Here is a 12883-nt window from a genome sequence, read left to right on the forward strand (position 1 = left end):
GAAATGAAATGACAAGGAAACAGGTGAGAGGGTCATTGCTTGCAATCATTCTTCTACTATCATCCATACTCCAAGCGTGTGGAGGCGGCGGAACATCAGAAGGCGGGGAGCCCGGAAGCGGCGAGAAGGTCAAGATTAAATGGGCGACCTGGGGAAATCCCGGGGAGCTTAGCCGCTTTCAGGAGCTCACGAAGGACTTTAATAAGAATCACTCGGACATTGAGGTCGAATTTATTCCGATTCCGGGCGAGTATGATCAGAAAATATTAACCCAATTAACAGGTGGGACGGCCCCGGATATCTTCTATGCAGGGGACGCCCTGGTCGTGAAACTGATCGAGAATCAGAGCATTGAGAATTTGACGCCGTATATGGAAGCACCGGAAAGCGTGATCAAGAAAGAGGATTATTTCGAAGGCTTGTGGGGCGCAGCCGTGCGGGACGATCAGACCTTCGGGGTACCGGTGGACTGTAACCCGATGGTGCTGTGGTACAACAAGAAGGTGCTGAAAGAAGCAGGGATCACCGAGATGCCGGCCGATCTTCAGGCGAGCGGACAGTGGACCTGGGACAAATTCAAGGAGATGTCGGACAAGATCCGGGACAGCAAAAAGTACGGCTACGTGCTGGATAACTCCTGGAACAGCTACCACAGCTGGGTTACTTCCAACGGCGGCCGGGTGTATGACGACGAAGGGAACTTCGTAGCGGCTTCGGATCCGAAGGCGATGGAGGCGTTCCGCTTCCTGTACGACAACGTGAAATCCAAAAACATCACCTTCTCCGGCACGCTTCCTAAAGGGCAGGGCGGGGATGCCATGTTTATGTCCAACCAAGTTGGATTCGTTGCTGCAGGCCGCTGGTACTTGCCGCTGTTCAAGAAGAATCAAGGACTTGAATATGACGTGGTCACATGGCCAACCAATACCGGCAATAAGATCGAGCCGGCCGGTATCCCGACCGCATACATGGTGATGAACAAGGCATCGAAGAATAAGGAAGCGGCATACACCTTCTTCTCCGAGTACGTAAGTAAAGAGGGTCAACGCTTTCGCCTGCAGGGCGGCGGCAATGCTGTCCCGTCGGTACAGGGAACGGATGAGGTGGTGCTGGAAGGGAATCTGCCGGAGCATGCCCAGTTATTCCTGGACGCGCGTGAGATCGGGTATTCCCTGACTCCGTTCGAGGCCGGCATTCCCGGGCTTAGCCAGGATATTACGTCCAAGTTCGAGGCACTATGGCTGAAAGATCAGGATCTTGAAAGCTCGATGAAGGACATTCAGGATATGGCTAACAAGAAAATTCAAGATTACAAGAGCGGCAAGAATTGATCCAGCTCTGGGGAGGAACGGTGAGATGAAATGAACACGCAGCCTGCAGGAAGCTCCGGCGCCGCTCCTTCTCCGGAGCGGTTTCCGGAGAGGAGAACGACCTTAAAGAGCAAGACGTCCGATGGTTTATGGGGCTACTTTTTTATCTTTCCCCAGATGATCGGCTTGATCGCTTTTTCATTGATCCCGCTCATCTCGGCTTTTGTCATCAGCATGATGAACTGGGACGGCATGGGAGCCAAGAAGTTTATCGGTCTCCAAAATTTCGTGTCCCAGCTTCAGGATGAGGAGTTCCACATCGCACTGGTGAACACGGTGTATTACACGATTCTTTCGGTACCGACAGGCATCGTTCTGGCCATGCTGGTGGCGGTAGGCTTAAACCGGGTTCGCGGGAAGATTCTGTACCGGCTGATCTACTTCATGCCGAACATTACGATGTCCGTTGCCGTCGCCGTCGTGTTTATGTGGCTGTTCAACGCCGACTTTGGCCTTATTAACATGTACTTGCAGCAGTGGTTCGGGATAACGGGCCCCTCCTGGCTGACGGATTCCAGGTACGTGATGCCTTCGATTGCCCTGCTGAGCGTCTGGATGGGGCTGGGAGGCAATATGGTGCTGTTCCTTGCCGGGCTTCAGGGCATATCGAGAAGTTATTACGAGGCGGCCGAGATTGACGGTGCCGGCAAATGGCAGCAACTGATCCATATTACGATTCCGCTGCTGTCCCCGACGACCTTTTTCGTAACGATCATGTCCATTATCGGTTCCTTCCAGGTGTTTGACCAGTCGTTTGTCATGACTTCCGGCGGACCGGCGAAGGCCAGCTATACGCTTGTCTATCACATCTATGAGACGGCCTTTGCGGACTTCACCTTTGGCAAGAGCACGGCGTCGGCGGTCATCCTGTTCGTGATGATCCTGTCGCTCACCTTGTTCCAGATGAGGATGTCCAAGCGGTGGGTGCATTACGAAGACTGACGGTCGAACCTTTAGGAAGGAGGGAAAATGAATGATACATCGGGGATTGAGGATGTCCACCGTAGTGCTGCATATCGTGCTGATCATAGGCGCGTGTATGATGGCCTTGCCGTTTGTCTGGATGGTGCTCAGCTCGCTCAAGGATTTGTCGCAAGTATTCGTCGTGCCGCCCAAATGGATTCCTGACCCGTTCATCTGGTCCAATTACAAGGATTCGCTGACGGCGCTGCCGTTCGGGCGCGCGTATTTTAACAGCTTCTACATCAATATGATCGTTGTGGTTTCACAGCTGATTACCTGTTCCATGGCGGCCTATGCGTTTGCCAAAATCACGTTCCCGTTCCGGGAGCCGCTGTTCATTCTGTTTCTAGCTACCATGATGGTGCCGGGACAAGTGACCATCATTCCGCTCTATCTGATCATGAAAAATATCGGATGGCTGGATACACATCTGGCGATTATCGTCCCTTCGGCACTTCTCAACGCCTTCGGGGTGTTTCTGCTCCGGCAATTCTTCAGAGGCATTCCGAAGGAAATGGAGGAGGCGGCCATCGTGGACGGCGCGAACCGCTGGACGATATACACCCGGATTATGCTGCCTTTAATCAAACCGGCTTTATCGGCACTCGGGATTTTTACCTTCCTCGGGATGTGGAACAACTTCTTTAACCCGCTGATTTTTCTCAGCAGCACGGATAAGTTTACCGTGCCGATGATGCTGAATTTGTACCGGGGCATGTATTCAACGGATTGGACGCTCATGATGGCCGGAGCATCCATTGCGCTCATCCCGGTCCTCATCGTATATATCATCGGTCAGAAATATATTATTGAAGGCGTTACTTTATCCGGGATTAAGGGATAGGTGAGCTTAATCAGCCCGTAAGCGGAGCTCCTTGAATGAGGAACCCGCTAACGGGTTATTTGTGTTCTGTAGACAGGGGTCACTGGATTATCCTTAACCTAGTTTGGAATTGGAATGATTAAGGCTGTGAATCGTTAATATGATGATCGGACGTGAACGATGAAAGTCAGCATGTAAGTAGAATGAATTGGAGGCCAGCCGTGAGCAACGGGCTGGCCTTTTTCGTGTAGATTCCGATCAGGCTAGGTGGACCGTACGCTATAAATCATGGAGGAAAGGCCAATCCTTTTCTAGCAAATGACGTCTATCTTCTTGCTTTCTTGGAAAACCTATTCATAGATTCAAGATTCCAAGTTACCGCTATCTAATAATCTATGAATATAGGTTGGAGGTTGATGTTCTTGTTTAGTTCATCCGTTCATGCTGAAGAAGCAAATCATCCGGAGTGGGCACCTGAGCTTCTGGGGAGAGTTACCAAACGGATCGGGAGTGTCATTGTCGGACATGAGGAGCAAATCTCCTTAACGATGATTGCCTTACTGGCCGGAGGTCATGTGCTGCTGGAGGACGTGCCGGGAGTCGGGAAGACCATGCTGGTGAAGTCGGTGGCTGCGTTAATCGGCTGTGATTTCAGCCGCATTCAGTTTACGTATGATTTGATGCCAGGTGATATTACAGGGGCGTCGGTCTATTATCCGCATACGGGAGAATTTGTATTTAGGCCCGGACCCGTGATGTCTAATATTGTGCTGGCCGATGAAATTAACCGGGCATCGCCACGGGCACAATCCGCGCTGCTGGAGGCGATGGAAGAGGGGCGCGTCACCGTGGACGGCCATACGTATCCGCTGCCGGCCCCCTTCTTCCTGCTGGCAACGCAAAATCCCTATGAATATGAAGGGACAAGCCGTCTGCCGGAGGCGCAGCTGGACCGCTTTTTGATGAGATTATCGCTGGGATATCCCAATATGGAAGGTGAATTGGAGCTGCTGGAGCGGGGGATGGGCAGTTCCAGACTGGACGATCTAAAGCCCCTTATGATGGGATCTGAGCTCATCCGGATGCAGCAGATGGTTTCCCGTGTATTTGTGGATGACACCATAAAACGTTACATGGTCAGTGTGGCCGATGCTTCCCGAAAACAGCAGGGCGTGACCCTGGGGATTAGCCCGAGAGGGACATTGGCGTGGCTTCGCGCTTCACAGGCGGCTGCGTTTCTGACAGGACGAATGTATGTCATCCCGGATGACTGCCTGCGTGTTGCCGTACCGGTGCTGACCCACCGGATTCATCTGTCTCATGAGGCACGCGCTGCCGGCGTAACTTCTTATGAAATGGTGGAGTCCATCATTACGAGGTTTGATCTGCCGCGCCAGCGAAGCCGCAAGGGAAATCCGTCATGAGACGCCGTCTGCTGGAATGGTCGAGAGGAGTGGCCATCTGGTCCGTTTCGTTGGGCCTTTATGTTTGGTTAGGCGGGGAATCGCTGCGGCTTGTATGGTGGGCATCCACGATTCTATTGCTTGGCGGGGCTTTGACGAGCTTGCTGGGCCCAAACCGAATCACCATATCACATACAAGCTTTCCTTCGTGCATACAGGCTGGTGATTCTGCTCAGATGACGGTTCAAGTAACTTATCGTTCCCTTCTGCCCGTGCCGTGGCTTATCATAACCGACCGGATCGGCAGCAGGGAGTATCGCAAGCTGCTGTTCCCGGGCTTGAAGCGAAGGCTCGAGTATACCTACAGACTGAACCAGGTTCCCCGCGGAGTCTGGTCTTCGATCTATAGCGAGGTGGAATGGGGCGATATGTTCGGCTGGTTCAGGACAAGCCGGAGTGTGGAAAGCGATACAGCCGGCATGATCGTGCTGCCAAGGCCCTCCGCGTGGCCGGAGGCCCAGGTGCCCATGCATGGAAGCGATATGGACATGGAAGATGAACGGGTACGCTTCAAGGTTTGGAATGAAATGAGAGGATCGGGCGTGCGCGACTATGTTCCCGGTGATCCTATGAACCGGATTCATTGGAAGAATTCCGCGAAGCTCGGACGCCTGCAATCCTTCATGCCGCATGAGGGTTATGGATCAAGACAGGGGGTTGTCCTGGATACATCGCTCCAAGGGTATGCAGGTCTTGGAGCCTTGAAACCGGAGGATGCATTTGAAGACGCGGTATCTGCGGCAGCAGGATTTGTATCTCGGCTCATCCGCTACAAAGTTCCCTATCAACTATGTATGGATGGGGATGGGATGGAGGATCGGCGGATCGAATACAAGGGTGTGTTCAAGGCGCAGCAGGATACGTTAGTACCGTTTGCCTCCGTTCAGCTAACCGGGAAAGATCCTTTACGGAACCGAAGTTTCGAGAAGTCTCTATCTCCCTCGCAAAAGAATACAGATTGGGCGATTATCACAGGTGTTTTTCATCAGGGAGCGGCTGTTGCAGCGATCAACCTGCTGAATGCTGGAAGCAGAAAGGTTACCATCTTCTGTACGCAAAGTGTAAAGCACTTGAAACCGGCTGGAAATTCAAGCTCATGGGTTAGTCCAAATAGTCCAATGGAGAATCAGGCGCAGCCAGAATGGGCACGAGAGTTCTTCAGCAAAGGCGGGAGACTGGTTTATTTGCATGAACAGCCGACAGAAGGGAAGCCAATGCAGATAGGAGGTGCCGGCCATGATCGAACCGGAAAGCTCGCCCGTTAGGGAAGGAGGCCATCGGAAGACCAGTATATCCGGAGCCCATAGTGTACCCCATATTTTCGTCTCCCGATTGTCGCACGGAACGCTTCTTCATCGCATATTGATTACTCTGCCGGTTATGGGACTGCTGTCAGAGTGGCTCTTGCCACTTCGGGATGCAGGGGACATGGGCGGCCATCTTATGCTGCAAACCTTATTCATCTGGGCTTTATTCTTGCTGCTTCAAGGATTGTTTACGCTGCGGGGCTGGGTATGGCTGCCGCTGAACGCTGTTCTGGTGGTCTGGCTGTGTGCCCGATTGTTTGAATATAGCGATCCGCTGGCATGGTTATCCGATTATGCTTCGGCTATACTTCCGGGTGACGTTTCGATATTCGGAAATGTGTGGGAGTTTACTGCCTTAAGCCAGGAGACGAGAACGATCATCCTGCTTGTCGGCTGGGCTATCATGGTATCCGCGGTCCATATGCTGGCTTTGTATCGCCGAACCGTGTGGTTGTTTGGCGGTTCGACGCTGGTTTATTTAGCAGTGCTCGAATCTGCCATGGATGAGAGCATATACCGTGATATGCTGCGGGCTGTATTGTATATTTTGCTGGCCCAGGGCATGATGCTGATTCTTAAGCTGAAGCAGGAAACCGTTGAGGCAACCCATAGGGGAGTGGACATCCCTGAGCCTGTTCGATCCGGCCGCTTGTCTGGGCTGCCTGTGCTTCGCTGGAGTCTGGTGGTGGTGCTTGCTTCCTGTCTAATCGCCGGAATGACCCGAGTGGGAGGAGCTTTTAGCGAGCCTTCGGCGGGTATGGGATTAACGGTATCCGAAATGGCGGAACGTATGACGGGATGGGGGGATCGGCTCTGGAGAAACGCGGAACCGTCGATTCCTGCCTCTCAGGTTGCCGGATACACTTCCCAGGGAAAAGATTTGGGGGGTCCGCTGACGCTGAGTGATGCGTTGTATTTTACCGCCCAATCGCCTGAACCGACTTATTGGCGGGGGGATACGTATAACCGGTATGACGGACGGAAGTGGGATGCAGATCCTTCCATCCGCAAGCCCGTCAAACTATCCGAAGACTTGAGCGGCATCCTGCCGTATTGGGAGCGTCCTTCTGGAGAGACGATCGTTCAGTCGCTGACTTTTGAACAAGATACCCCCGTGCAATCTTTGTTGTCCGGAGGTATTATTACCCGCGTAAAGGAGATGCATTTCTCCAAAGAGAGAGGTACACCGAGGCTTGCCGTTGACAGGCTGTCCGAAACGGTATCCTTGCAAGGCGAGAGGGCGGTATCCGGTTATACGATAGAAACAGTATATAGTCAGCCGGAGGAGCAGTCGCTCCGCAGTGCAACTAACAACGATCCCGAATATATGAAGGAGATGTACCTGCAGCTTCCTGAGGAGCTGCCCCTCAGGGTGAGGGATTTAGCGCAGAAGATCACATTGGACGCTGAGAACAGGTATGAAAAGGCGAAAGCTATCGAATCCTATTTGGAGAAGAACTATACGTATACGCTGCAAACATCCGTGCCACCGGAGGGCCGGGATTTTACGCATCACTTTTTGTTTGATACGAAGGAAGGGTACTGCGTTCATTTTGCTACGACAATGACCGTCCTGCTCCGATCTGAAGGCATCCCCGCACGCTACGTGACCGGATTTGCACCGGGTGAGCGGGTAGCAGGTACGGTTGATCGTTACGAGGTGGCCCAAAAGAATGCGCATGCATGGGTTGAGGTTTTTTTTCCGGGACAAGGCTGGGTGATGTTTGATCCGACCCCAGGCTTTGGCATCGAGCAGATATCCACTCCTCCGATTGCCGGTGATTTTGGTTCTGCCGGGCTTAAGTACTGGAACAGCATGTGGAATTCCATGCTTTACGGCGTCGTTAAAGTACTCTTTCTGATAGCCGCCATCGGTCCTGTGATGTTTGGGGGCGTTCTACTATTGATTCTTCCCATCCTTGTGGCAGTTGTTTATCAAATGCCGACCGTGCGCCAAAGCTTGGCCTTCATGAGGATGGCCAGAACGATAGCGATAAGCAGGCGGGAGGGGCTCGTATCGGCCTCGGTGTGGGTTTGGGACAAGCTCCAGCGAAGATTTGGAGATGTGGAAAGAGGGCAGACCATGCGTCAATACGTCAATGCTTTGTCGATTGCCGATGTCGAATTCAGGGCGGAGCTGGAGCAGTTTGCGCAGCGCTGGGAGCGGGCGGCATACCATGATAAACCGTGGTCCCGTACCGAAAAAGTACTCTTTTTACGCCAATGTATTCGAATTGTCAAAAAACTGGCATGAAAACAAAAGGCCCTCTTTCTTGACGGTATGAATTCGGGTTGCGTATAATTAATTTCATTAATCAAGGGAGGCCCGGTAATGAATAAGCCTAATGAAATCATCGTCGTTTTGGACTTCGGTGGACAGTACAACCAACTTATAGCACGACGCATTCGCGATCTTGGCGTTTATAGTGAGCTTCTGCCATACAACACGCCCGCTGAGAAAATCAAAGAACTTTCCCCGCGCGGCATTGTTTTCTCAGGAGGTCCTTCCAGCGTGTATTCCGAGAATGCACCGCATGTGGACCCAGCCATCTATGATCTGGGACTGCCGATTTTCGGCATTTGTTACGGCATGCAGCTGATGGCTCAACAACTGGACGGAAAAGTAGAACGTGCTTCGAAACGCGAATACGGTAAAGCCGAATTGGAATTTGCTCCGAACTCGACGCTTGTCAAAGGGATTGAGCAAAAACAAACCGTGTGGATGAGTCATGGTGATCACGTGGTATCGCTGCCTACCGGCTTTAAGCTGGATGCAGGAACGGAATCCGCTCCGATCGCTGCGATGAGTAACGAGGATAAGAAGCTGTACGGCGTGCAGTTCCATCCGGAAGTTCGTCACTCCGTCCATGGTAATGAAATGATCAAGAATTTCTTGTACGAAGTGTGTGGTTGTGAAGGCAACTGGAGCATGGAGACTTTTATCGAGGACCAGGTTCGCGAAATCCGCGAAGTTGTCGGCGAGCAAAAAGTGCTGTGCGCGCTGAGCGGCGGCGTTGATTCCTCCGTTGTGGCCATGTTGATTCACAAGGCAATCGGTGATCAGCTGACATGCATGTTCATCGATCATGGACTGCTGCGCAAAGGCGAGGCTGAGAGTGTTATGGAAACCTTCGTTGGCAAGTTTGATATGAAGGTCGTTAAAATTGACGCTCAGGAACGCTTCTTGTCCAAGCTGAGAGGCGTAGACGATCCGGAGAAAAAACGGAAAATCATCGGCAACGAGTTCATCTACGTATTCGATGAGGAGTCCAGCAAGTTTGACGATTTTGCATTCTTGGCACAAGGCACGCTGTATACCGATATCGTGGAGAGTGGTACGGACACGGCGCATACGATCAAATCCCACCACAATGTCGGTGGGCTGCCTGAAGACATGAAATTCACACTGATCGAGCCGTTGAAAGCTCTCTTTAAGGATGAGGTTCGTAAAGTCGGCGAGGAGCTTGGTTTGCCGGATGAGATTGTTCACCGTCAGCCTTTCCCTGGACCGGGTCTTGCGATCCGCGTACTGGGCGAAGTAACGGAGGACAAGCTGCAAATCGTTCGTGATTCCGACTACATCCTGCGCGAAGAAATCGCGAAAGCGGGACTGGATCGCGAGATCTGGCAGTATTTCACGGCGCTTCCGAACATGAAGAGTGTCGGCGTAATGGGTGATGCACGTACGTATTCCTACACCGTAGGTATCCGTGCCGTTACCTCCATTGACGGCATGACAGCGGACTGGGCGCGTATCCCATGGGATGTGCTGGAGAAAATCTCCGTCCGCATCGTGAACGAAGTCGAGAACGTCAACCGTATCGTGTATGACGTGACGTCCAAACCGCCAGCAACAATCGAGTGGGAGTAGTTTATTTTCTGCTGTACTAAAACAAAAGCCTTCAATCCACATCTGTGGGATTGAAGGCTTTTTTATGTGTGGTTGTACCACGCGAACTTTTTCCTGTAATCAATAGACGAATAGATGCCCATGGTTTTATTGTATGCATCTTTTGTGTAATAAGATCAATAATACGTTAAGGTGCAAAAGTTAGGTCCGAGCGTTTAGGAGGTTGAGCCAAGTCCTAAAAGGAAGTTGAACCAAGACCGAGGAGGAATAAGAATGAAAGCTATCGTCATTGATCGATATGGGGGCAAGGAAGAACTACAGGAAAGAGAAGTACCTACCCCTACACCACAAGCTCATCAGGTCTTAGTTAAGGTGGCCGCCACCTCGATAAATCCAATTGACTGGAAGCTCCGTGAAGGCTATTTAAAACAAATGATGGATTGGGAGTTCCCGATTATTTTAGGTTGGGATGTTGCCGGGACAATTTCAGAAATTGGGCACGAGGTAACGGATTGGAAATTGGGAGACGAAGTGTTTGCCCGTCCGGAAACGACTCGTTTTGGCACTTATGCCGAATATACTTTGGTGGATGAACACCTGCTGGCGCGTAAGCCTGCTGCTATTTCATGGGAGGAAGCCGCATCCGTTCCGCTCGCAGGGCTGACTGCTTGGCAGGCGCTTTTTACACATGGTGAACTGACCAAAGGAGAGAAGGTATTGATCCACGCAGGCGCAGGCGGTGTTGGGATGTTCGCTATCCAGTTTGCCAAACAAGCGGGAGCCTGCGTTATTACGACCGCTAGTGAGCGTAATCATGAACTGCTGGCTTCACTTGGAGCTGATCAGATTATTGACTATCGCACGACCCCATTTCAAGATGTATTATCGGATGTGGATGTTGTGTTCGATACGATGGGCGGTGACGTTCAGAAGAACAGCTTTAAAGTGTTGAAAAAACACACCGGGCGAATCATATCGATTGTCAGCGATTTTGATGAGGAGCTGGTAAGAGAATACGACGTAACCGCCAAAAATATATGGCTGGATCCCAATGGTCAGCAGCTTCAGGAAATAGCAGATCTGTTGGAGCAAAAAAAAGTAAGATCAGTAGTGGGAGCTACGTTTCCTTTTTCGCAAAAAGGGCTCTACGATGCCCAGGCATTAAGTGAGACCCACCATGCTGTCGGTAAAATAGCAATAAGTTTCTCCTGAGGAGCACACGATCCCAATTTCTCCCTGCGTGGGAAACAATCCGGTTTCGACTGCTTCTGCTACCATCGAGTGAAACACCTCCCGAACGGATTTCAGTGATCATGTGCGCAATATTCCATGGTGTATTTTGTCGTATGTAGTTCAGTTGTCCTAGAATCAATAGGTGGCGAAGCATCAATTTCCGAACATTTCTTTAAATTGACAAGTATAATATTCGTTTTTGTTATTGACAAGATTGGGCTTCTCGTCCTAGAATATGTGTAGAAACTGACATGACAACTACAAATAACGAGCTTTTTCGTATAATCCTGGGAATGGGCCCGGGAGTCTCTACAGGTCACCGTAATGATCTCGCTACGAAAAGAAGAGCGGCAATATAATGATGCGGACTCGTCCAGCATTCGAGATATCGGCCTGTTTATGGAGCGCCGCTCCATAAAGCAGCAGCCGGTTATTCGATAAGGATGCTGCCTGGCAGCATGCGAATGATTGTTTTGCGGCTCTTTTTTCAAGCGATGGCCCTGGGGATTTATCCTTAGGGTCTTTTTGTATGTTGTCGGTCATTAATTTTAAGGGGGATATCTCTACAATGGAGCGTTTCTTTAAACTAAAGGAACACGGAACAAATGTAAGAACCGAGATTATCGCAGGCTTGACGACATTTATGACCATGGCTTACATCCTGCTGGTCAACAATCTGTTCCTGGGTCCTGATGGCGCAGGTATTCCGCAGGAAGGCGTCTTTTTCGCTACTGCAGTAGGTGCCGGCCTTGTGACGATGGCGATGGGCTTCTTCGTTAACATTCCGGTTGCGTTGGCACCAGGTATGGGTTTGAACGCATATTTCATGACAGTTGTATTAAGCTCGAACGGAGCGATTACTTGGCAGGCCGCACTCGGTGCAGTATTCATCTCCGGTATTGTCTTCATTATTCTTACGGTTACCAAAGTCCGCCAAATGCTGCTGACTGCGGTTCCAAACAATTTAAAGATTGCCATTACGGTCGGTATCGGCTTGTTCATTACCATCGTTGGTCTTAAGCTGGGCAACATCGTAACGGCTTCCATTAACCCAGGAACGGATATAACTCATCCGGTACCAGGCGGTGCCTTCAATCTTGGTCTTGGGAATTTCATTCAGAACAAAGATACGCTGCTTGCGATAATCGGGCTGTTCCTGATCGCCATCCTGATGGTTCTCAAATTGAAGGGCGCTTTGCTTATCGGTATCGTGCTGACAACGCTGATTGGTATTCCAATGGGAGTAACCGATCTGTCAGGTCTGAGTACTGCAAGCTGGATTCCTTCATTTGATAAACTGGCTGTCGGTCAGATGGACTTGAAGGGCGCGCTTGGCATGGGTCTTCTAGAAGTTATTTTCATCTTTACATTCGTTGAACTGTTCGATACGTTCGGTACATTGGTTGGTACCGCAGGCCGTGCGGGACTCCTGAAGAACAAAGAGGAAGGCGAGAAGAAGCTTGGTAAAGCGATGCTCGTGGATGCCGGCGGCGTAAGCGCGGGCGCATTCCTTGGAACAAGTACAATCACTGCTTTCGTAGAAAGTACCTCCGGTGTTGCAGAGGGTGGACGTACAGGTTTGACTGCGGTTACTACTGGCGTACTCTTTATTCTGGCATTGTTCTTAGCTCCGATTGCTCTGGTTGTTCCTTCGGCTGCTACAGCTCCAGCGCTTGTCATTGTCGGTGTACTGATGATGAGTCAGGTACGCGATATCGAGTGGGATGACTTCATGCAGGCGTTCCCGGCATTCTTGACCATCATCCTGATGCCTTTCACTGGCGGTATCGCAAACGGTATCTCTGCCGGCATCATTGCTTATGTGATTCTTGCAGTATTCGGCAAGCTGACTGGACGTACAGACACCAAGGTGC

General features: G+C 51.1%; 9 protein-coding genes and 1 riboswitch (1 of these 10 cut by a window edge). All 9 genes read left to right on the forward strand.

Going from position 1 to position 12883, the window contains the following annotated elements; translation table 11 throughout:
• The first annotated feature begins 8 nt into the window (after nt 1–8).
• On the forward strand, nt 9–1331 hold the full coding sequence (locus tag MHH48_RS04640) for a sugar ABC transporter substrate-binding protein (RefSeq protein WP_076325873.1): 1323 nt from the start codon (nt 9–11) through the stop codon (nt 1329–1331).
• Between the two features lie 30 nt (nt 1332–1361).
• Nucleotides 1362–2312, forward strand: a complete 951-nt coding sequence (locus MHH48_RS04645) for a sugar ABC transporter permease (protein ID WP_083659825.1) — start codon at nt 1362–1364, stop codon at nt 2310–2312.
• Between the two features lie 31 nt (nt 2313–2343).
• On the forward strand, nt 2344–3177 hold the full coding sequence (locus tag MHH48_RS04650) for a carbohydrate ABC transporter permease (protein ID WP_076325872.1): 834 nt from the start codon (nt 2344–2346) through the stop codon (nt 3175–3177).
• A 395-nt stretch (nt 3178–3572) separates the two neighbouring features.
• On the forward strand, nt 3573–4580 hold the full coding sequence (locus tag MHH48_RS04655) for a MoxR family ATPase (protein ID WP_076325871.1): 1008 nt from the start codon (nt 3573–3575) through the stop codon (nt 4578–4580).
• Nucleotides 4577–5884, forward strand: a complete 1308-nt coding sequence (locus MHH48_RS04660) for a DUF58 domain-containing protein (RefSeq protein WP_076325870.1) — start codon at nt 4577–4579, stop codon at nt 5882–5884. The genes MHH48_RS04655 and MHH48_RS04660 overlap by 4 nt, the downstream gene beginning before the upstream one ends.
• Nucleotides 5856–8180 carry a transglutaminase domain-containing protein gene (locus MHH48_RS04665; RefSeq protein ID WP_076325869.1) on the forward strand — a complete coding sequence of 775 codons (2325 nt, stop codon included), beginning with the start codon at nt 5856–5858 and terminating at the stop codon, nt 8178–8180. The genes MHH48_RS04660 and MHH48_RS04665 overlap by 29 nt, the downstream gene beginning before the upstream one ends.
• Nucleotides 8181–8258: 78 nt before the next feature.
• On the forward strand, nt 8259–9797 hold the full coding sequence (gene guaA / locus MHH48_RS04670) for a glutamine-hydrolyzing GMP synthase (RefSeq protein ID WP_076325868.1): 1539 nt from the start codon (nt 8259–8261) through the stop codon (nt 9795–9797).
• 252 nt (nt 9798–10049) lie between these two features.
• Nucleotides 10050–10988: an NADP-dependent oxidoreductase gene (locus MHH48_RS04675; RefSeq protein ID WP_076325867.1), complete on the forward strand. Its 939-nt coding sequence runs from the start codon at nt 10050–10052 to the stop codon at nt 10986–10988.
• Nucleotides 10989–11266: 278 nt separating this feature from the next.
• Nucleotides 11267–11365, forward strand: a riboswitch (purine riboswitch).
• A gap of 212 nt (nt 11366–11577) precedes the next feature.
• A protein-coding gene (locus MHH48_RS04680) for an NCS2 family permease (RefSeq protein ID WP_076325866.1) crosses the window boundary here: on the forward strand, nt 11578–12883 show its 5' portion. The gene runs 65 nt beyond the window's last position; only the first 1306 of its 1371 coding nucleotides appear in the window; its start codon is at nt 11578–11580; its stop codon lies beyond the right edge, outside the window.

The sequence above is a fragment of the Paenibacillus sp. FSL F4-0100 genome (assembly GCF_037993005.1).
Lineage (GTDB): Bacteria > Bacillota > Bacilli > Paenibacillales > Paenibacillaceae > Paenibacillus_AQ.